This window comes from Cryptosporangium japonicum, from assembly GCF_039524755.1.
Lineage (GTDB): Bacteria > Actinomycetota > Actinomycetes > Mycobacteriales > Cryptosporangiaceae > Cryptosporangium > Cryptosporangium japonicum.
Genome location: NZ_BAAAGX010000025.1, coordinates 142,494 through 161,942, shown reverse-complemented (window position 1 = coordinate 161,942; position 19,449 = coordinate 142,494). Strand labels below are relative to the sequence as shown.

Genomic DNA, 19,449 nt, shown 5'->3' with positions numbered 1-19,449 from the left:
CGAAAGCACCGGTGCACGGACCGCCCGATCGTCGCTCCGAGTCACCAACCGTTTTCGCGCAGTCGGTAGGCGCGACATCCGGTACCCGGCGTGGCTTCGATGGCCCGAGCTTGAAGCTGGTACTCGCCGTCCGCATCCGCAGCGACCTGACGGGTTTCGGGCGTGAGCTACGCGTCAGAGGAGGTCGCCCGTGCCGGATCCACGCGCCGTACGGCGAGGGAACGCCACCCAGGCGTCGACGGTTGACCTATGAGCCTGCACGCCTCGTGCTCGATACCGCCTTGTCCTCGATCATTGTGGACCTGACCGATCTACGGTTCCTCGACGTCGGCGGTGCTCGCGCCTTGAACGAGGCCCGCATGCTCTGCTCCACGGCTATGCGGACGAGCGAAAACGCAGGCCAGCGCGCACCGTGGAACGTCGAATACTGAGGCGAGCTCTGCTCAGGGGACACGTCCGACTCCCTATGTAGAGACGCGTTATAGTGCGGCCGTGCGGATCACCGTCCCGACGGCGCGGGTTCTGGCGGCGTTGCTCGCCGACCCGGACGCCGACCACTACGGCCTCGAGCTGATGCAGGCCGCCGGTCTGGCAAGCGGCACCCTCTACCCGATCCTGCGCCGCCTCACCGAGGCCGGCTGGCTCACCGCGAGCTGGGAGGACGTCGACCCGGCGGAGGCCGGGCGCCCCGCGCGGCGCTACTACCGCCTCACCGCGGAGGGCGCGACCGAGGCCCGCCGGGCGCTGGCCGAGCTGCGCGCGCAAACCACGCCGGGCAGCCCGCTCGGCCGGCCGGCCACCGGGGGTGGCGCGTGGTGAGCGACCGCCTGGCCCGCGCACTGCTCGACCTGGCCGTCCGCCGGTCACCGGCCGACGTCCAGGACGACAACCGACGCGAGTGGGACGCCGAGCTGTACGCGCTCTCGGCCGAGGGCCGCACCACGCAGGCGCTGCGGTTCGCCGCGAGCCTCGCGGTGGCCCGGCACCGCAACGGTCCGCTGCTGACCGGCCGGGGGGTCTGGCACGCGGTGCGGCTGATCGTCGTCGCGCCGGTCACGGTCATCGTCCTGCTGGCGGCGAGCCTGGTCGCGATGAGTCTGGCGCCGCCGACCAGCACCGGCTCCGCCACGTCCCTGATGGCGATCTTCGTCGCAGTGGCGGCCGTGCTGCTGGCCGCGCTGGGCCGGGTATGGGCGGCCGGCGGCCCGCTGCTACGGATCGTCGCGGTGGTGGTGCCAGGCTTCGCGGTGAGCGCGCTGATCAGCAGCTGGGTGGGCCCGCCGGCCGACCACGTTCCCACGCACGCGATGTTCTTCGGGCTGTTCGCGGTCGTGCTGGTCCTCGCCTCGCGGCTCGCGCGCGCCGGCCGGGGCGTGGCCGCGTGGACGACCGGGATCCTCGGTGCGTTACTCGCGGCCTCCGTCGCGACCGTGCTCCTGCTGTGGCTGTCGCTGCTGGGCACGCCGTTGCCGGAGACGGTCGTCTGGTCGCAGGCGGCGCTCTGGTTCCCCTCCGCGTACACCGGTCTGCCGCTGGGACTCTCCGAAGACGGCGCGTGGTGGGTCGCGGACCTCACCGAGTTCGACCCCTACCTGTTCGTCGGGTTCGCCGGCCTGGCGCTGGGCGTGGTGCTCGGCCGGCTCGCGCACCCCGTCGCCGCTACGGACGCGCTCCCGTCCGGAGGGCCTCGCGGGCGATGATCACCGGCCTTCAGGCAGGATTGCGCTGGCGCGATCAGGCGCCGCACGCCAGGTCGCCACGCCCCGGCAATGAGAACGTATTCGCGTGAACCGTGTGGGGTTAGGCCTTGACGAAGTTCTCACCGTGGTCGCCGTCACCCGGCCATCCATGCCAGGCGCCCCCTGAAGACCGCTCTCCCTCGCATCGACGCCAATCCCATCCGGTACGACCGGCACACGGCCGCCTCGACAACCGACAGGCCACTCTGGTGCCGACGCACTGCCTGGTGGTGGGCCGGTGGTGGCAATGTGCAAACCAGCCGGTGCTGCTGCCGGGCGACCCGTTGCCGGTGCGTTTGCGCAGTTCACGCTTACACTGAACCCGTCCTGGCAGGTCGCCGCGCCCCGCGTCCGATCATTCGGACCGGAACGAGTCCCGGCCCGACCATCCAGGAATCGCTCGGCGGACGCGCGGCAAAGTACCGCCGGATCAACACCGCCAACGCATCCACCGCCCTCTCGTATTGCTCCTGCGTCATCGGAACGAACTGCGGACCGCGCAGCCGCGCCTCCGGCAACCGCTCGCCACGACGATGGGCCACAACCGCCACCCCCATCCGATCGGCCAGACGAGCACCGACCGTAGCCGTCAGCAATAGCCACAACCCTGCCCCGACGGAGCGCTGCGTGGATGATGTCGTGTCGACCGTGCCGATGCCGAAATCCACGGCGGCTAGATCCGCTGGTGGCCGGAGACAGCGTGGAGCCGGCGAGTCAGGAATTCCCTTTCCGTCTCGTTCTCGGCCAGGGCGAGGGCAGCCTGGTAGGCGAGGACTGCGTCGGCTGGACGGTTCAGTCGGCGCAAGAGATCGGCTTTGATCGCGGGAAGGTAGTGATGCGCGCGCAGTCGCGCATCCTTCTCCAGAGCCTCGACCTCGCGCAGAGCAGTCGTCGGGTCGACGGCCATGGACAGTGCCACAGCTCGATTCAGCGCGACGACCGGCGACGGCCAGACCTGAAGCAAGCGGTCGTACAGCCGGACGATTTGCGGCCAGTCGGTGTCGTCGAACGTCGGCGCCTCGGCGTGCAACGCGGCGATCGCGGCCTGAATCAAGTATCGGCCCGCTGGTCCCACGCGCATTCCGCGAAGGACGAGTTCTCGTCCTTCGTCGATCGCCGCGCGGTTCCACTCGCTCCGGTTCTGGTCTTCCAGGCGCACCAACGCGCCGTCGCCATCTGTTCTCGTCGTCCGTCTGGCGTCGGTGAGCAGTACGAGCGCGAGCAGCCCGGCGACCTCCGACTCGTCGGGCATGAGCTGGTGCAGCATTCGGCTGACGTACAGTGCCTGTTCCGCGAGATCGACTCGCTGCAGCTGGGTCCCGGACGGGGCAACATGTCCGGCGGCATACAACAGGTAGATGACCGAAAGGACGGCGTCGAGTCGCTCCGGCAGGTCGCCCCCGCGCGGTACCCGGAATGGGATCCGCGCTATGGCGATCTTCTTCTTCGCCCGGGTCACTCGCGCCGCCATGGTGGTCTCGGACACGAGGAAGGCCCCGGCGATGTCGCCGGTGGATACTCCGCAGATCAGCCGGAGAGTGAGGGCCACCTGGGCGTTTTTGTCCAGTGCCGGGTGACAGCAGGTGAAGATCAGCCGCAGCCGATCATCCGGAACGTCATCGGTCCGGTTGGTCTCCACCGATGAGGCAGGAGTGTCCTCCGCCCGGATCAACAACTGAGGCAGTTTTGCCCGCAGCACCTGCTCGTGTCGGATGACGTCGAGGACACGGCGCTTGGCTGTGGTGAGCAGCCAGGCGCCCGGCCGGTCCGGGATGCCGTCGCGTGTCCAGGTGACCAATGCCTGCGCGTAGGCTTCCTGAACGCACTCCTCGGCGAGGTCGAAGTCCCGAGCGACGCGGACAGTCGCTGCCAACACCAGAGCCCATTCGGCGCGGTAGGCCTCGGCGACAGCCCGGTTCACCTGCTCCGACACGTTGCTCATCCCAAGACTGGACGGATCTCGACGCCACCTCGCCACGTCGCGGGGTTGCGCTTCGCGATCTGCAGTGCGTGGTCGAGGTCTCTCGCCTCCAGGATGTAAAAGCCGGCGATGACTTCCCGCGCCTCGATGAACGGTCCATCGGTGACGCTGTCACCGCGCACGGTGGTCGCGGTGGTGCTGGGTGCGAGCCCGAACCCAGTGACCACCTTGCCTCCGAGCTCTTCGGCTTCGGCAGCATGCCGGAGTTGCGCCTCACGCTCCTCGATCGGCATGTCAGCCACATCGGCAGGGGCAGGCGTGTAGAGCAGGATCGCGTACTGGGTCATGAGAAACCCTCCCGTCAATGGACGTTGTCCGCAGGTACCGGCTCGGCTGATCGGTCCGAGGGCGGCGGCGCGAGCGGCGGCAGGTGTCTTAGCACGGCGGCGAGCAAGACAGCGACACCGATCAGGATCACCGCGCTGAGCGCGGCGACCAGATGCAAGCCGGCGGCGAATGCTTGATGCGCTGCGGCGAGCAAGGGCGCGGCGGCCGGTTCCGGCAATCGGCTTGCTGCCTCGACGGCACCGGTGATGCTGTCGCGTGCGGCCGCGGGGGCGTCGGCAGGAAGATTGGCCCGGTACACGGCGGTGCCGACACTTCCGAGCACGGCAACGCCGAGCGCGTACCCGAAGTCGTTGGCGGTTTGAGCCATCGCCGCGGCCGAACCGGCCCGCTCAGGGGGTGCCGCGCCGATGACCAGACCGGTGCCGAGCGTGACCAGCGGGGCGGGCCCCAGGCAGGTGACCGCGAAGCCGACGATCAGGGCAGCCGTCCCGGAGGTGTCTGCTTGCGTCATCACCAGTAGACCGACGACGGTGCAGAGCATGCCCCCGGCGATCAGGTAGGCCGGTCGGATACGACGGGCCAGCACGGGCGCTAGCTGGAATCCGGCCACCGAGGCGAGCATCCCCGGCGCCAACGCGAGCCCGGCACGCAGCGGCGACAAGCCGTTGACGAGCTGGAAGTGCTGCGCGACCAGAGCCATGGTCCCCGCGGAAAGGGTGGAGAACAGCAGCATGCCGCCCAACGTGGCTCCGAACGTGCGGTCGGCGAAGAGCCCGAGGTCCAGCAGCGGATCGGCGAGCCGACGCTGTCGGCGGACGAAGATCACGCCGACTACCAGCCCGACTCCCAGCAGTACCCACGAGGTGGCATCCGCACCGTCTCGGGTCAGCGATTTCACCGCTTGCATGAGCGGTAGCACGCTGAGGAGCGAGAGAGCAACGCTGGGCAGATCGAGCCGCCCAGCGCGCTCGTCCCGGTACTCAGGAAGTACCAGCGGACCCACGGCCAGCAGCAACAGCATCGCCGGAACACCGAGCAGAAACACCGCCCCCCACCAATATCGTTCCAGCAAAACTCCGCCGACCAGGGGGCCGACGACCGCCCCCACGGTGAAGCAGCCTGCCCACACCCCGAGAGCGGCGGCTCGTTGCCGCGGATCCCGGAACATGTGGGTGATCAGCGACAGCGTCGACGGAGCCAGCGCGGCACCCGCGATACCCAGAACCACTCGGGCGACGATCAGCATCGCCGCGCTGGTCGACCACGCAGCGGCTAGCGAAGCGAGCCCGAAGACGGCGGCGCCGACCAACAAGACCCGCCGTCGGCCGAGGCGATCGCCCAGCGTTCCCATGGTGATCATGAAGCCGGCGACCATGAAGCCGTAGATGTCCAGGAGCCACAGTTGTTGGACACCGCTGGCGTGCAAGGTGCGGCCGATATGGGGCAGAGCCAGCAGCATCACGAACATGTCCAGGGACACCAGCAGTGTCGGAAGTGCCAGGATCGCCAGCCCGGCCCACTCCCGTACGCCCGCCAGAGGCGTTGCGCCCGCGCGATAGCTCATGTGCGACGTCCTGTCCGTCCCTCGTGTGATCGGGTCTTCAGAACCCCGTCGCACAGAGCACTCGAAATCGACAATCGTCCGACCCGCGCGTGTCGTGATCTACGACACACGACTAGGCGAACCGAGAAGGAACCTGGTCAGCGGAACCTCATGCTGCCGACGCGCTGACGAGCGCGTGCGGCGAATGCGGCTCGCTGCCTCGACGTCCTTGCGCCGTCGGCCAACGGTGACAATGTGTGCGGGCGTCAAGCGCGACGACGGACGATCGTGAAGCCGTCCCAGCCCTTCGAGCCCACGGTCTGGAGGGCGGTCGCCTCCAACCGCGGATCCGCAGCGATGTCGCCCAGCACGCGACGGACGCCGCGGACAGTGCGAGCGATGTCGCCAGGTAGGCGGGGTTGTTGGGTTTGTCAGCGTCGATGAATACGAAGGCGAAAGGCTCCGCGCCGTCGTCGACGAGTCGCTGCGCGGAGGCGGCGGCCGGGCCGACGACGACGTCGACCCTCTCGAGGACGCCGGCGCGTTCCAGATTGACGCGCGCGACCGCAGCGTTCGGTTCGGCTACCTCGAGAGTGGTCACGTGCCCCTGCTCGCCAACGGCCCGGGCCAGCCAGATCGTGCTGTAGCCGGCGAGGGTGCCGAATTCCAGCACGCGCTTGGCGCCCGCCATCTGCGCTAAGAGGGCGAGTAGTCGGCCTTGATTCGGCGCGACCTCCGCGCTGGGCATCGTGGTCAGGTGTCCGCTAAGCCGCGCTGCCGCCAAAGCTTCGTCTTCCGGCACGAGGGTATCGGCGAAGTAGTCGACCTCGCGCCACTGGGCATCTGATTCGTACATATGCGCTCCTTCTCTCCACCGACCGTCGGTCGTCGGCCGGAGCTGCTCCCGCTGGGCTGCGCAGATCGCCGCGCCGACTCCGAGGAGACCGGGACGCAGAGGATGCCCAACGACCCGAGATCAGCGGATGCACGGAATCCGTGCAGCACTGGATTGGCCCATTCGAAGACGTACGAGGGCGGCCAGACGGCAGAGAAGGCCGCCGGTAACAGGGGAAAGTCCGGCGACGGGGATGCATCCGCCGGTGGCGAAGTAGCTGGCCAGTGCGCCGAATGTTCACGCCCTGCACGGCGTGGTGCGTGCGCTGCAGCTGAGCGAGCAGCACTCCCGTTCCGGCCGCCGTGATCGTCGTCGTCGAGCACCGCGATCGGCCACGTGTCCGTCGCGCCGAAGATGACGCTGGCCAAGCCGAGTCCACCAGCGGCACGGAGTGGCGCCAGATGACATAGCGTCCGGGCACTGACGCATGCCAGAGCCCAGCCGCAGGGCCGAAACATCGCCGCGCCGCCAGGGAGCGGCGTGCTACCTGGTAGCACCGGGTGGCGCAGCGGCGTACGATCGACGCATGGCCGCTCAACCGGAGATCACCCAGCGCGATCTACGCAACCGATCGAAGGAGATCATGGACGCCGTCCAGGCGGGCCAGGCCTTCACGGTTACTCGCGACGGACAAGAAATAGGCGAGCTGGTCCCCCTGCGGCGACGGCGACGGTTCGTCCCTCGTGCCGAGTTCGCCGCCATGTCCCGGAGCGCTCCCGACCTCTCGATCCAAGCCTTCCGAGCCGACCAGGACGCCACAGCGGAACACGGTCTGGACGATCCGTATGACCGATGACCGTGCGCGGGGGCTCATCGACACGAACATCATGATCCTTCGCCGATGGATCAACCCGGACGAACTTCCAGCCGAAATGGCGATCAGCGCCATCACATTGGCAGAGCTATCCGCGGGCCCCCATGAAGTTCGCCGCAATGACGAGCAGAGCACTTACGACGAGTTCACCGAACGCGCCCGACGAATGGATGTCCTCCAACGGGCCGAGAACGAATTCGACCCGATCCCCTTTGATGCCGAAGCCGCTCGCATCTACGGTCGCCTCTGTGCAGCGGTCGTCAGCATCGGACGTAAGCCTCGTCGACGAGTCGCCGATTTGATGATCGCGTCAACGGCCGTGGCGGAAGAGCTTCCGCTCTTCACCACCAACCCTGACGATTACCGAGGGCTCGACGAGGTTCTCACCGTCGTTACCGTCACACGGCCTGCCACTCCGGGCGTCACCTGAAGGCCGCGGCCCCGAGTATCGGCGTCGAATCCCATCCTGTTCGAGCGCTACGCGGGAAGGCGCGCCGCTCGGCACCGACCAGCCAAGCTGGGCGCACGCGTATTGCCTGGTGGTGGGGCGGGTGGGGCTCGAACCCACGACCAAAGGATTATGAGTCCTCTGCTCTAACCAGCTGAGCTACCGCCCCTCGCCAGCGCAGACTAGCGTCCGGGGGCCAGCTTCGCGGTGCCGCCCCGGCGGACTGTCGCGCGTCCGACAGCGGGGTTGCGTGTCGGGCTCGGTTGTCGTTAGTTGCGGTCCGTTGTGGGTGGGTCGGGGTCGGGGGTTCGGCGGGACGGGCGCTTGGCGGCGCGGGTCGGGGATGGCGTCGGGGCGTCGGGTGGTTCGGCTGCCGTGGAGGGCGAGTCGCCGAGCGGGATGGCCACGGTGCCGGTCGGGGACGGGTCGGTGGTCACGGCTGAGGTTTCGGCTCGGACGTCGTCTAGGGCTTCCGCCACCCGGGAGCGGCCGGTTGGCGAGGAGCGTGGCGCCGGCGTCGGACGGCTCGACCGGCCGAACCGGCGCCTCGGTTCCACCTCCGCCTCCGCCACCGGCTCCGGCCCCGCGCCCGGCCCGGCGGAGGCCGAGCCAGGCTCGGAAGCCAAGCCCGGCCCGGAACCCGAGTCGGGCCCAGAGGCCAAGCCCGAGCCCGGCCGGGAACCCGAGTCCGCGCCCGGCCCCGAAGCCGAGCCCGAGTCCCGACCCGAAACCGCACCCGCACCCGCACCCGCACCCGCACCCGGCGACAAAACCGCAGCCGGCTCAGGCCCGGACCCCAGCGCCGGCACCGGACGGGACCCACCCGCCGGCTCCGCGAACGCCGTCTTCGTCAGATCGATCGGACGGGTGTCGAACGACCGGTACCCCAACACCCACCGCACCGAGATCGCCACGAAGAACGATCCCTTTCCGACCTTGCGCAGCGCCTGCGGGTACTTCGCCAGGTAGTACCCGGCCGACGCCGTCGCCACCGCCGAGTGGCCCCAGGCGATCAGCGCCGTGCCCGGCAGGCCCGTTTCACGGGGCGACAAGCGCACGATGAACGCGAACGTCTCGTCGTCGGAGCGGGTGAACACCCGGTCACCGCAGCGGTACGACAGCTGGCCGGTGACCGGGTCGGTCAGGATCTCGAAGCCGGGGCAGTAGGCCTTGAGGAACGTCGAGGTCACCTGGTTGCCCGACGGGCCGCCGATCGCCACGACGTCCAGCGGGGAGTTCTCCGCGGACTCGCCGCTGCGGGTGACGACCGGCACGGTGCCGACGCGGTTGCACGCCTCGAGCACGTGCGCCAGACCGATCGCGTCGTACGTGGTCAGCAGGCCCGCCGGGTGGGCGTTCTCGGCCCACGGGTAGACGGGCGTGATCACCGAGACGGTGTCCGTCCCGACCAGCCAACGTAACGCCCGCTGCCGGTAGCGCCTGCGTAACCACAGGTAGATCTCCACCAGCAGCACCGCGAGCACGCTGGAGATGATCCCCGCGATGAGCTCCTCGGCAATCGCCATGGACCCAGACTAGAGCTTCTTCGCCGCCCCCAGATCAGCAGCGAGCTCCTGGTAGATCTTCGCGTACGAGGTGTACGAGTACGGCGCCGACGCGTACCACGGGTAGACCTGGCCGGCCTTCACCGCGGGGAGATTGGCCCAGGTCGCGATCTTCGCCAGGTCGGCCTTCGCGGCGTCGTAGTTGCGTGCGTCGACGAGGATCACGTCCACGTCGCGGTAGCCGGTCGCCTCTTCCCAGCTCTGCTGGGCGAACACGTCCTTGGTGGCCTTGGTCGGGTCGACGACGTCGAGCCCCTGCGCCTTCAACGTGGTGGCCTCGGGCAGCATCGCCGGGTTCACCACGTAGAGGCTGTCCTTGCTCGGTGACATGATCGCGACCTTGAGCCCGGACGACTTCGCCACCGAGGCCACCGACGCCAGTGCGGCCGAATAGTCGGACTTCGCGGTCGACAGAGCCGACGACGACGTGTCCGCGCCGAGCTTGCCGGCCAGCTCGACGAATGTCGAAATGGCTTCGTCGGTGGTCTTGTAGTTACCGGGCACGGCGACGGTGGGCGCGAGCTTCTCGACGCGTGACGCCTGGGCCTGCGGGACGTACCAGAGCGCCTTCTGGTCGAACGTGTAGTCGATCAGCAGCTCGGGGTTCATCAGCGCGTACTTCTCGGTGTCGAACTCACCGTAGGTCTTGCCGAGCACCTCGATCTTGCTCAGGTCCAGCGAGCCGGCCTGGTAGCTGAGCTTGCCGTCGGCGCCGGGCGTCAGCTCTCCGTAGGCGCCTTTGACCTGGTAACCGGCGTCCAGGAGAGCGGCGGCGACGGTGCTCTGCGCGACGACCGTCGTCGGCGTGCTCTCAAGCTTCACGGCCTTGCCGCGGGCGTCCTTGTACTCGAACGGGCCCGCCGGTGCGGAGGCCGACGACGAGTCGGCGTCCTCCGTACCGCCGCACGCACCGAGAACGAGCGAAAAAGCCGCCAAAAACGCAATGCCGGCGACGCGAATTTTCACGAGGTGACTTCCTTCAACGTAGACATGCGGGGGATGACGAGCGGCGTGCCGGATTCCGGGTCGTCGATGACCTGGCAGGCCAGTCCGAAGACCTGCTCGATGAGGCTGGGCGTGATGATCTCGGCGGGGCGCCCGGAGGCCACGATCGCGCCGGATTTCATCGCGACGAGATGCGTGGCGTAGCGCGCGGCGAGGTTGAGGTCGTGCAGCACGGCGACGAGCGTCGAGCCGCGCTCGGTACGCAGCCGTGCGCAGAGGTCGAGCACGTCGATCTGGTGCGCGATGTCGAGATAGGTCGTGGGCTCGTCGAGGAGCAGGATGTCGGTCTCCTGAGCGAGCGCCAACGCGATCCAGACGCGCTGGCGCTGACCGCCGGAGAGCTCGTCGAAGAGGCGCCCGGCCAGGTCCGACGTGCCGGTGAGCTCCAGCGCGGAGTCGACGGCACGCTGGTCGGCCGGTGACCACTGGCGCAGCAGCGTCTGGTGCGGGTACCGGCCGCGGGCGACCAGGTCACGCACGCTGATCGCGTCGGGCGCGGTCTGCGACTGCGGCAGCAGACCGAGCCGGCGCGCGACCTCCTTGGAGGAGTACTCGTGGATGGCCTTGCCGTCGAGCACGACCGTGCCGGCACCGGGCTTCAACAGGCGAGCGAGCCCACGCAACAGCGTGGATTTCCCGCAGCCGTTCGCGCCGACGATCGCCGTGAACGAACCGTCCGGGACCGTCAGCGAAAGGTCGTCCACGATGCGACGCCCGTCGTAACCGAGCGCGAGGTGTTCCGCCGTCAACCGGGTCATCACAGGCCCTTCTTCCACTCCCGGCTCAGCAGCCAGGCGAGATACACACCACCGACGACACCGGTGACCACACCGACCGGCACGATCCGGGGTTGGAACGCTTCCCGGGCGAGGAGGTCGGCCAGGACCAGCAGCAGCCCGCCGGTCAGGCCGGACGCCACCAGGTTCGGGCCGGCCGCGCGGGTGAGGCGGCGCGCGATCTGGGGCGCCGGGAGCGCGACGAACTGGATCGGGCCGGCGGCGGCGACAGCGGCCGACGCGAGCAGCACACCGGTGCCGACGGCCCCGAGCCGCGCCCGTCCGACCCGCAGGCCGAGGCTCATCGAGCGTTCGTCGGAGAACTCGCTCAGGCTCAGCGGGCGCCGCAGGAACGCACCGGCCACGATTCCGACGACGAGCACCGCGCCCATCAGCGTCACCTGGGTCCATTCCCGCCCGGCGAGGCTGCCGACGATCCACGCGGAGGCGCTCTGCGCGTCGTACAGCTGCGACCGCACGATCAGCAGCTGGTTCACCGAGATCAACATCAGGGCCAGACCCAGACCGACGAGCACGATCCGCAGCGGCGCGATGCCGTGGTGGTAGGACAGTCCGAACACCAGCACCGCGGTGACCACCCCACCCACCACCGCGCCGAACGACGCCGCGACGAACCCGCAGTGCAGCAGGAGCATCGTGACCAGCGCGCCGGTGGTGGCGCCCTGTCCGAAACCGACGACGTCGGGGCTGCCGAGCGGGTTGCGGGTCAACGACTGGAAGATCCCACCGGAGACGCCGAGCGCGATGCCGACGAGCGCGCCGGTGACGGCCCGGGGCAACCGCAGCTCGGCGACGATCAGCTCGGTGGCGGGTTTGCCCTGGCCGAACACCGCCGTGAACACCTCGTCCAGCGTGAACGAGTTGGTTCCGGCCGCCAGCGACAGCACGATCGCGGCCAGGAGCAGAACCGTGAGCACCAGGCAGACCACGACCGAACGACGGTGGACGCGCAGCACGACCGGCCCGGTCGCGAGCACCGGTACGGCGGTCATGCCGCGGCCAACATGCGTCGGCGCACCAGCGCGATGAAGATCGGCGCACCGAGGATCGACGCCACCAACCCGGCCTGGATCTCCGCCCCGCCCGAGACGACCCGCCCGAGCGTGTCGCACAGCACCAGGAAGAACGCGGCCAGCACCATCGAGAGCGGCACCGCACGGCGTTGATCGGCGCCGACCAGCCAGCGCGCCACGTGGGGCACGGTCAGGCCGATGAAGACGATGGGGCCGGCCACCGCCGTCGCCCCACCGCACAACAGCGTGATCGCGACGCCGGTCAGGGCCCGCGTCCGCCCGACGCCGAGCCCGAGCGCGCGTGACGTGTCCTCACCGAGCGCGAGCGCGTTCAACGACGGCGTCACCAGCAGCGCGACGACGACCCCCACCGCGATGAACGGCAGCGCGGCGAGCAGCCCGTCCCAGCCGCGGTTGACGACCGAGCCGACCACCCAGAACCGCATCTCGTCGAAGGTGTCCTGGTCACGCATCGCCAGGCCGTTCATGTACGCGAAGAGCACGGCGGTGAGCGCGGCACCGGCGAGCGCGAGGCGGGCCGGCGTCGTGGCCGCGCGTCCCCCGCCGCCGAGGACGTAGACGGCGACCGATCCGAGCGCGGCGCCGGCGAGCGCGAGCCAGACCTGCGGGTAACCGCTGGTGATGCCGAAGAACGTGAAGCCGGTGACGACCACCGCGGCCGCGCCCGCGTTGACCCCGAGCAGACCGGGGTCGGCCAGCGGGTTGCGCGTCAGCGCCTGCATGAGCGCGCCCGCGCCGCCGAGCGCCAGCCCGACGACGACGCCGACCACCGTGCGCTCCAGCCGGAGGCCACGCACAATGTCGGCGATCTCGCCGTGCGCACCGGGTAACAGCGCGCGGACCGCGTTCACCGGCGCGATCGACTGCCGACCCACCATCAGGCTCAACACGACGACACCGGCCAGCGCGGTCACGGCGACGCCGAAGACCGCGAGCTGTCGTCCGACCACGGCACCTCTCACGGAAGTTAGGTTAGCCTAGCTATATCGAGAGACTCGATGGTCCCGGCAGCCAGTACCGTTGCTCCCGATACAGCCGGGGAGCAGGAGGTCGGGATGGATCTGGGTCTGGACGGCGCACGCGCGGTCGTCACCGGGGGCAGCCGGGGGTTGGGGTTGGCCATCGCCGACTCGCTGGCCCGCGAAGGCGCCTGGGTGGGGCTGATCGCCCGCGGGCCCGACGACCTGGCCGACGCGGCCGAGAAGGTCGGTCGTCACGGGCGGCCGGTCGTCACGGTCGTCGCCGACGTCACCGACTCCGCGGCGCTCGCCGAGGCCGTCGACCAGGTCGCGGCGTCACTCGGCGGCCTCGACCGCGTCGTCGCGAACGCCGGCGGCACGGTCGGCCACGGCAACCTGCGCACCGGCACGGTCGACGACTTCCTCGGCACGTACGCGCTCAACGCCGGTCACGCGGCGGCGCTCACCAAGGCCGCGCTCCCCCACCTCGAGGCGGCCGGCCGCGGATCGGTGCTGTTCGTCGCGTCGGTGACCGGCATGAAGCCCGGGCCGCGCACGGCCTACGCCGCGGCCAAAGCGGGCGAGATCCACCTGGCGGCCACCCTGGCGCTGGAGCTCGCGCCGCTCAACGTCCGGGTGAACGCGATCAGCCCGGGCTCGATCCTGTTCGAGGGCGGCGGCTGGGCGCACCTGAAGGCCAACGACCCGCAGCGGTTCGAGAACTTCCGCGCGAACGAGTTCCCGTTCGGCCGGCTCGGGCACCCCGAGGAGGTCGGCGACGTCGCCGCGTTCCTGCTCTCCGACCGGGCGTCCTGGATCACCGGCGCGAACATCGCCGTCGACGGCGGCCAGGGCCGCCCCAGCGCCCGCTCGTTCGGTTAGGCCCTGTCCTGTGAGTCTCGCTCGCAGCGAGGCACCGCTCAGGCGTCGTCAGGCAAGGCGGAGGCCTTTCCCGATACCGTTGTTGTATCGGGGAAGGCCTCCAACGCGGCCTGGCGGCGGCTGAGCGGAGCCGCAGCCGAGCACGGACTCGCAGGACAGGGCCTAAGGCGCCGGGGTCGGGTTGCCCACGACGTCGGACACGTCGTGGGCGTACCGGCCGACCGCGGTCGCGATCGCGTCGCTGATCAGGTCGAGCGGCACGACGTTCACGTTGCCGACCAGCCGGCTCCCGTACGCGCGCACGAGCCGGCGGTAGTCGTCGCGACGGTCCTTGTCGTTCACCGCGCCCAGCCCGTCGCAGGCCTGGTGGTAACAGGGGTCGTACGCGACGCCGGGCACGCCGCCGAACTTCGCCACCGCCGACTTCGGCTTGATCCCCTCGGCCCCGGTGTCCATCCCACCGGCCGGAATGCCGATGCCCTTCGCGATGAACGGCCCGTAGTCCGACCGCCCGGTGAACTCGCTGACCGACGACTTCTGCCCGTGTTCGGCGAGGAAGTGCTGGAAGAACTTCTCGATCGCACCGGACCCCGCCGGTCCGCGGTCGCCGTCGTACACACCGAGCTCGTAGTTGGGCGACGCGATCATGTCGAAGTTGAGGTACAGCGCGATCCGCTCGCGCTGCGCCGAGGTCAGCGAGTCCACATAGTGCTGGGAGCCGAGCAGCCCGGCTTCCTCGCCGCCCCACCAGGCGAACCGCAGCGTGTTCGGCGGGCCGGCGGTGCGGGCCAGCTCGGCGTAGCGCAGCGCCACCTCGAGCACCCCGGCGCTGCCGCTGCCGTTGTCGTTGATCCCGGGCCCGGCCGGCACCGAGTCCAGGTGCGCACCGACCATCACCGTGCGTCCGGCCCGCTCCGCGGGCAGCTCCGCCAGAACGTTCTCGGTGGTGCGCGTCTCCGACAGCGTTTCGGTCACGATGCGGACGCTCCGCGACGGCGACGCGGCGAGCTCGGCGCCCACCGCGTACGACACCCCGATGGCCGGGATCCGGAACGGCTCCTGGAGCGTGCCGCCGAACGCGTCGAGCCGCTCGCGACTCGTCCCGTCGCCCTGGTTGAAGATGATGAGGCCGGCCGCGCCCGCGGCCACGGCGTGCCGGGCCTTCACGCTGAAGTCGCAGGATCCGCGCTGCACCAGCGCGATCTCGCCGCGCCGGAAGCCGGCGAAGTCGGCGCTCTCGCAGCCGCTGGTGGAGGCGCGCGGCGGCCGCAGTGCCACGTCGACCGGGCGGACGCGGGCCTCGACGGTGCCGGAGCCGGAGTAGCTGAGGATCTGGAAATCGGTGGTCGCGCGGTAGGGGTGCGCGGTGGGCGCGGTGCGCCGGAAGGTCGCCGGGCGGACCTCCTCGAAGTACGGGAACTCGAACTTCTGCCGGGTGACGCGGTAGCCCGCGGTCTCGAGGTGACCGGCGACGTAGTCGGCGCTACGGGTGTAGCCGCGGCCGACGCCGGACGCACGCGTGCCCTCGTTGCCGTCGGCGATCTGCTGGAACGCGCGCAGGTGCGACAGCACGCCGTCGACGGTCACCTGAGCGGCGAGCGCGCGCCCCGCCGCCAGCCCGGCCCGCGCCGCGGCGGGCGGTGCGGTGTTCGAGGGGCTGTTCGACGGGGTGTTCGACGGGGTCGCGCTCGGGGTGCGTGCGGGGTCGACGCTCGGGGCCGGTGCGGGCCGGATCGCCCTGGCCGGAGTCGCGGTGGCGGTCATCTGGTTGGCGGCCACGCCGGTCAGTGCGGCGACCATCAGGGTCGCGACGACTCCGACGGCTCGCGTCGGACGGTTGCGGCGGGTGCGAGCGCGCATGCCTTCTCCACGGGATGACGTCGATTAATCCCGATTCAGGAGATTAGTCCCATTACGCGATCACGCTAACAACCACTCCCCCGACGCGCCGCGCGAACGCGGGCCCGCGCACGTGCGCGGGCCCGCATCCGGCTGAGAACCGCCTTCCGGCTACGCCGTCGGGACGGGACCCCGCTGGCCTCCGCTCGGGGCGGCGGCCGCGGCGGCCTTCGGGGCGTCGCCGGGCTGCGAGATTCCGCTGGTGTTCCAGGCCAACCTCGCCACCGCGTCCGCGATCGCGTCGGAGTTCAGGTCGAGCGCGAACACGTTGATGTTGCCGACGAGCTTCTTGCCGTAGGCCTTCTTCAACCGCTGGTACACGGCGGCGTCCGCGCCGTCCGAGGTCGGGGACAGGCTGTCGCACTTCTGGTGGTAGCAGGGGTCGTAGGCGACGTCAGCCACACCGCCGAACTTCGCCACGTCCGCCGCGGTCTTCATGCCCTCGGCTCCGGTGAACAGGCCACCGGCCGGGATTCCGATGCCCTCGGCGATGAACGGCCCGTAGTCCGAGCGCCCGTCGAACTCGGTGTCGACGACCTGCTGACCCCGGCTCGCCAGATACTTGCGGAAAATCGTCTCCAGCGCGCCGGAGCCCGCCGGTGGTGTTCCGGTGCCGGTGGAGTTGTCACCGTCGTACACCGCGAGCAGGTAGTTCGGCGAACCGATCATGTCGAAGTTCAGGTACAGACCGATGTCGGCGACCTGCGCCGGCGTCAACGCGGACACGTAGTGCGACGACCCGAGCAGCCCACCTTCCTCGGCGCCCCACCACGCGAACCGCACCTTGTTCGTGGCTTTCTTCGCCAGCGGCGCGTACTTCAACGCCACCTCGAGCAGGCCGGCGCTGCCGGTGCCGTTGTCGTTGATGCCGGGCCCCTCGGGCACCGAGTCCAGGTGCGCGCCGGCCATGACGACGTTGTCCGCGCGCCCGCCGGGCGTCTCCGCGAGCACGTTCTGCGTGGTGCGGGTCTCGGACAGCGTGTCGGTCTCGATGCGCACGACGGTGTTCGCCGTACCGGCCAGCGACGCGCCGAGCGCGTACGGCACCGTGATCGCGGGGATCGGCACCGGCCCGCCGGCGTTGCCCTCGAACAATTCGAACCGGTCGGGGTTCGCCGCCTCGGTGCCGTTGCCCTGGTTGAACACGATGACGCCGACCGCGCCGGCCGCCGCCGCGTTCGTCGCCTTCACGCCGAAGTCGCAGGTGCCGCGCTGCACCAGCGCGATGTTGCCCTTCGGGAAGTTCGCGAAGTCCGTGGCCTCGCACCCGCTCGTCGACGCGCGCGGCGGTGTCAGGTTGACGTCGACCGCGGTCACCGTGCCCTGGGCCGTGCCCTTGCCGGAGAAGCTGAGCGTCGCGAAGTCGGTGCCGTTGACGAACGTCTTCGGCGCGGGGCCGACCTGGCTGAACTTCGACGGGCTCAGCTCCTGGAAGTACGGGAACTCGAAGCTCTGCCGACTCACCCGGTACCCGGCGTGCTGCAGCTTCCGGGCGACGTAGTCGGCGCTCCGGTCGTAGCCCGGCGTGCCCGACGCGCGGGTGCCGCCGTTGGCGTCGGCGATCTTCTCGAGCTGACGCAGGTGCCCGAACACACCCTCGGCGGTGACGGCCGACGTGAGCTTCTTCGACAGCGCGGCGCCCGGGTCCGGTGGAGCCGCGGCGGCGGGGGTGGCGGCCACGAGGCCGAGCGTGGTAGCGGCAGCGAGCGCGACGACCGCGCGTCTCGGGCTGAAATCGGCTAACGGCATGAGCGGCGCCTCCGGGTCGGTCCGACACAGGTGGGGCTCGAACCTAGCCCGAGTGCGGAGCTACCGGGACCAAAACGGATTAATGCTGATCACTGATCGGTAACGGTACCGAGGCGAGCGACGAGCGTCTTCGGTGCGACGCAGCGGTACGCGTCGGTGACGATCTCGGTGATCTCGGCCCAGTCGACCTCCGGGCCGTCCAGCCGGACGCCGAGCCACCCGCGGTGCCCCACGTACGGCGGGCGGAAGAACCGCTCCGGGTCGGTGGCGAGCATCTCCTCCTGGGCGCCGGGCGGGGCCGCGCACCAGAACGCGACGTGCTCGTCGCCGTGGACGTGGTCCGCGAACGTCACGAACGTCTTCTTGCCGCGCACGAACCACGCCGGTGTTCCGTGGCTGACGCGCTCGGTGGTCTCGGGCAGCGCCAGGCAGATCCGCCGAAGTTCCTCCAACACCATGTGGTCAGTGTGGCGAGTAGCAGGGGTACCTGGCCGCGAGATCGGCGACGTCGTCGCCCACGTCCTTCTCGCCGCGGATGGCGCGGACGATGAGCTCGGCGGCGAACTCCATGTCGGCCTCGGTCATGCCCTGGGTGGTGGAGGCCAGCGTGCCCAGACGCAACCCGGACGCCTCCTCGGGCAACCGGTGGTCGAACGGCAGCACGTGCTTGGTGAGCAGGATGCCCACGTCACGGCACCGCTGCTCGGCCTGCGCGCCGCTCACCTGATCGTCGCCGAGGTCGACGAGCACCATGTGGTTGTCGGTGCCGCCGGTGACCAGGCGCAGCCCGGCGGCCTCCAGCCCGTCGGCGAGCGCCGACGCGTTGGCCAGCACCCGCTGCGCGTAATCGACGAACGACAGCTCGGCGGCCTCGCCGAGCGCCACCGTCTTCGCGGCGACGTTGTTCATCTGCGGCGCGCCCTGCAGGAACGGGAACACCGCGTTGTCGACGCGACGGGCCAGCGCACGCGTGCAGAGGATGATGCCGCCCCGCGGGCCACGCAGCGACTTGTGGGAGGTGGTGGTGACCACGTCCGCGTAGGGCACCGGCGACGGCACCGCCCGGCCGGCGACCAGCCCGCTGATCTGCGCCGCGTCGACCAGCAGGTAGGCCCCGACCTCGTCGGCGATCTCGCGGAACGCCGCGTAGTCGATCAGGCGCGTGTACGCGGTGGGACCGCAGACGATCAGCTTCGGCAGGTGCTGGCGGGCCAGATCGCGGATCTCGTCGTAGTCGAGGCGCTCGTCGGACCGGCGGACGCCGTACCCGACCGTGCGGAACCACTTCCCGGAGAAGTTCCGGCTGCTGCCGCTCGTGAAGTGACCGCCGTAGCGCGGCTCCATCGCCAGCACCGTATCGCCGGGGACCAGCAGCGCGGCGAACGCGGCCAGGTTGGCCAGCGTGCCCGAGTGCGGCTGCAGGTTGGCGTGCTCGGCGCCGAACAGCGCGCACGCCCGGGCCCGCCCGAGCTCCTCGGCCTGGTCGATGAACTCGCACCCGCCGTAGTACCGCCGCCCCGGGTACCCCTCGGCGTGTTTGTCACCGAGCGTGGAGCCCAGCACCGCACGCACCGCCGCGGACGTGAAGTTCTCACTCGCGGTCAGTTGTACGCCGTGCCGTACCCGGTCGTACTCCGCCGCGAGAATCTCGGCGACCTCCGGGTCGGCCGAGCGAAGTCCGTCGAGGCTCGCCGGACGGTATCCGTCGACGACCGCGCTATGCAGTGACACAGCAGACCACCCCCGCCAGGGTTAGTGCCACCACGCTACGTCACCGGACAACCCCGTGGGGAGATGTCCACAGGTGCAGTAAAGGAGCACGTCGGTATCACCAAAGTTGCAGGTGAGAGC

20 protein-coding genes and 1 tRNA gene are annotated in these 19,449 nt (G+C 70.0%); 6 read left to right on the top strand and 15 right to left on the bottom strand.

Features of this window, described 5'->3' with window-relative positions:
- Positions 1–110 precede the first annotated feature (110 nt).
- From ABD437_RS30445 to ABD437_RS30435, 3 genes are all read left to right on the top strand, one after another.
- Positions 111–431, top strand: a complete 321-nt coding sequence (locus ABD437_RS30445) for an STAS domain-containing protein (RefSeq protein WP_344652379.1) — start codon at positions 111–113, stop codon at positions 429–431.
- A 61-nt stretch (positions 432–492) separates the two neighbouring features.
- Positions 493–819 (top strand): PadR family transcriptional regulator, encoded by a 327-nt coding sequence (locus tag ABD437_RS30440; protein ID WP_344652378.1) that lies wholly within the window; start codon positions 493–495, stop codon positions 817–819.
- Entirely contained in the window at positions 816–1,700 is an 885-nt protein-coding gene (locus tag ABD437_RS30435) for a hypothetical protein (protein ID WP_344652377.1), read from the top strand. Before ABD437_RS30440 ends, ABD437_RS30435 begins: the two co-directional genes overlap by 4 nt.
- Positions 1,701–2,050: 350 nt before the next feature.
- On the opposite strand, the gene ABD437_RS30430 is transcribed toward ABD437_RS30435, so the two are convergent.
- The 5 genes from ABD437_RS30430 to ABD437_RS30410 all read right to left on the bottom strand — a co-directional run bounded on the left by ABD437_RS30430 (position 2,051) and on the right by ABD437_RS30410 (position 6,407).
- Positions 2,051–2,407: a hypothetical protein gene (locus tag ABD437_RS30430; protein ID WP_344652376.1), complete on the bottom strand. Its 357-nt coding sequence runs from the start codon at positions 2,405–2,407 to the stop codon at positions 2,051–2,053.
- Between the two features lie 5 nt (positions 2,408–2,412).
- A complete protein-coding gene (locus tag ABD437_RS30425; RefSeq protein WP_344652375.1) occupies positions 2,413–3,681 on the bottom strand; it encodes an RNA polymerase sigma factor in 1,269 nt (422 codons plus the stop codon).
- Positions 3,678–4,007, bottom strand: a complete 330-nt coding sequence (locus ABD437_RS30420; RefSeq protein ID WP_344652374.1) for a YciI family protein — start codon at positions 4,005–4,007, stop codon at positions 3,678–3,680. The genes ABD437_RS30425 and ABD437_RS30420 overlap by 4 nt, the downstream gene beginning before the upstream one ends.
- A gap of 14 nt (positions 4,008–4,021) precedes the next feature.
- Positions 4,022–5,572 (bottom strand): MFS transporter, encoded by a 1,551-nt coding sequence (locus ABD437_RS30415; RefSeq protein ID WP_344652373.1) that lies wholly within the window; start codon positions 5,570–5,572, stop codon positions 4,022–4,024.
- 148 nt (positions 5,573–5,720) lie between these two features.
- A complete protein-coding gene (locus tag ABD437_RS30410; RefSeq protein WP_344652372.1) occupies positions 5,721–6,407 on the bottom strand; it encodes an O-methyltransferase in 687 nt (228 codons plus the stop codon).
- Between the two features lie 565 nt (positions 6,408–6,972).
- Between ABD437_RS30410 and ABD437_RS30405 the strand changes: the two genes are divergently transcribed.
- Together ABD437_RS30405 and ABD437_RS30400 are read left to right on the top strand one after the other, a co-directional pair.
- Positions 6,973–7,242, top strand: a complete 270-nt coding sequence (locus ABD437_RS30405) for a type II toxin-antitoxin system prevent-host-death family antitoxin (RefSeq protein ID WP_344652371.1) — start codon at positions 6,973–6,975, stop codon at positions 7,240–7,242.
- On the top strand, positions 7,232–7,690 hold the full coding sequence (locus ABD437_RS30400; protein ID WP_344652370.1) for a type II toxin-antitoxin system VapC family toxin: 459 nt from the start codon (positions 7,232–7,234) through the stop codon (positions 7,688–7,690). The genes ABD437_RS30405 and ABD437_RS30400 overlap by 11 nt, the downstream gene beginning before the upstream one ends.
- 110 nt (positions 7,691–7,800) lie before the next feature.
- On the opposite strand, the gene ABD437_RS30395 is transcribed toward ABD437_RS30400, so the two are convergent.
- The 6 genes from ABD437_RS30395 to ABD437_RS30370 form a co-directional block, all read right to left on the bottom strand.
- Positions 7,801–7,877 (bottom strand) — tRNA-Ile (locus ABD437_RS30395).
- Positions 7,878–7,977: 100 nt separating this feature from the next.
- Positions 7,978–9,234, bottom strand: a complete 1,257-nt coding sequence (locus ABD437_RS30390) for a hypothetical protein (RefSeq protein ID WP_344652369.1) — start codon at positions 9,232–9,234, stop codon at positions 7,978–7,980.
- Positions 9,235–9,243: 9 nt separating this feature from the next.
- Positions 9,244–10,209: an ABC transporter substrate-binding protein gene (locus ABD437_RS30385; RefSeq protein WP_344652368.1), complete on the bottom strand. Its 966-nt coding sequence runs from the start codon at positions 10,207–10,209 to the stop codon at positions 9,244–9,246.
- 26 nt (positions 10,210–10,235) lie between these two features.
- A complete protein-coding gene (locus tag ABD437_RS30380; protein ID WP_344652367.1) occupies positions 10,236–11,036 on the bottom strand; it encodes an ABC transporter ATP-binding protein in 801 nt (266 codons plus the stop codon).
- A complete protein-coding gene (locus ABD437_RS30375) occupies positions 11,036–12,067 on the bottom strand; it encodes a FecCD family ABC transporter permease (protein ID WP_344652366.1) in 1,032 nt (343 codons plus the stop codon). The genes ABD437_RS30380 and ABD437_RS30375 overlap by 1 nt, the downstream gene beginning before the upstream one ends.
- On the bottom strand, positions 12,064–13,071 hold the full coding sequence (locus ABD437_RS30370) for a FecCD family ABC transporter permease (RefSeq protein WP_344652365.1): 1,008 nt from the start codon (positions 13,069–13,071) through the stop codon (positions 12,064–12,066). Before ABD437_RS30370 ends, ABD437_RS30375 begins: the two co-directional genes overlap by 4 nt.
- Before the next feature lie 93 nt (positions 13,072–13,164).
- On the opposite strand from ABD437_RS30370, the gene ABD437_RS30365 reads away from it, so the two are divergent.
- The gene (locus tag ABD437_RS30365; protein WP_344652364.1) at positions 13,165–13,950 is read left to right on the top strand and encodes an SDR family NAD(P)-dependent oxidoreductase; all 786 of its coding nucleotides are present in this window, start codon (positions 13,165–13,167) and stop codon (positions 13,948–13,950) included.
- 162 nt (positions 13,951–14,112) lie between these two features.
- On the opposite strand, the gene ABD437_RS30360 is transcribed toward ABD437_RS30365, so the two are convergent.
- The 4 genes from ABD437_RS30360 to ABD437_RS30345 form a co-directional block, all read right to left on the bottom strand.
- Positions 14,113–15,810: a M28 family peptidase gene (locus ABD437_RS30360; protein ID WP_344652363.1), complete on the bottom strand. Its 1,698-nt coding sequence runs from the start codon at positions 15,808–15,810 to the stop codon at positions 14,113–14,115.
- A 150-nt stretch (positions 15,811–15,960) separates the two neighbouring features.
- Entirely contained in the window at positions 15,961–17,598 is a 1,638-nt protein-coding gene (locus ABD437_RS30355; RefSeq protein WP_344652362.1) for a M28 family peptidase, read from the bottom strand.
- 89 nt (positions 17,599–17,687) lie between these two features.
- The gene (locus ABD437_RS30350; protein ID WP_344652361.1) at positions 17,688–18,056 is read right to left on the bottom strand and encodes an MmcQ/YjbR family DNA-binding protein; all 369 of its coding nucleotides are present in this window, start codon (positions 18,054–18,056) and stop codon (positions 17,688–17,690) included.
- A gap of 4 nt (positions 18,057–18,060) precedes the next feature.
- Positions 18,061–19,329: a serine hydroxymethyltransferase gene (locus ABD437_RS30345; RefSeq protein WP_425558281.1), complete on the bottom strand. Its 1,269-nt coding sequence runs from the start codon at positions 19,327–19,329 to the stop codon at positions 18,061–18,063.
- Positions 19,330–19,449 lie beyond the last annotated feature (120 nt).

What these genes read in the sequence shown, in the direction of transcription:
- ABD437_RS30425 (WP_344652375.1), bottom strand. Translation starts at nt 3,681, where the DNA reads ATGAGCAACGTGTCGGAGCAGGTGAACCGGGCTGTCGCCGAGGCCTAC.
- ABD437_RS30420 (WP_344652374.1), bottom strand. Translation starts at nt 4,007, where the DNA reads ATGACCCAGTACGCGATCCTGCTCTACACGCCTGCCCCTGCCGATGTG.
- ABD437_RS30415 (WP_344652373.1), bottom strand. Translation starts at nt 5,572, where the DNA reads ATGAGCTATCGCGCGGGCGCAACGCCTCTGGCGGGCGTACGGGAGTGG.
- ABD437_RS30410 (WP_344652372.1), bottom strand. Translation starts at nt 6,407, where the DNA reads ATGTACGAATCAGATGCCCAGTGGCGCGAGGTCGACTACTTCGCCGAT.
- ABD437_RS30405 (WP_344652371.1), top strand. Translation starts at nt 6,973, where the DNA reads ATGGCCGCTCAACCGGAGATCACCCAGCGCGATCTACGCAACCGATCG.
- ABD437_RS30400 (WP_344652370.1), top strand. Translation starts at nt 7,232, where the DNA reads ATGACCGATGACCGTGCGCGGGGGCTCATCGACACGAACATCATGATC.
- ABD437_RS30390 (WP_344652369.1), bottom strand. Translation starts at nt 9,234, where the DNA reads ATGGCGATTGCCGAGGAGCTCATCGCGGGGATCATCTCCAGCGTGCTC.
- ABD437_RS30380 (WP_344652367.1), bottom strand. Translation starts at nt 11,036, where the DNA reads ATGACCCGGTTGACGGCGGAACACCTCGCGCTCGGTTACGACGGGCGT.
- ABD437_RS30375 (WP_344652366.1), bottom strand. Translation starts at nt 12,067, where the DNA reads ATGACCGCCGTACCGGTGCTCGCGACCGGGCCGGTCGTGCTGCGCGTC.
- ABD437_RS30365 (WP_344652364.1), top strand. Translation starts at nt 13,165, where the DNA reads ATGGATCTGGGTCTGGACGGCGCACGCGCGGTCGTCACCGGGGGCAGC.
- ABD437_RS30360 (WP_344652363.1), bottom strand. Translation starts at nt 15,810, where the DNA reads ATGCGCGCTCGCACCCGCCGCAACCGTCCGACGCGAGCCGTCGGAGTC.
- ABD437_RS30355 (WP_344652362.1), bottom strand. Translation starts at nt 17,598, where the DNA reads ATGCCGTTAGCCGATTTCAGCCCGAGACGCGCGGTCGTCGCGCTCGCT.
- ABD437_RS30350 (WP_344652361.1), bottom strand. Translation starts at nt 18,056, where the DNA reads ATGGTGTTGGAGGAACTTCGGCGGATCTGCCTGGCGCTGCCCGAGACC.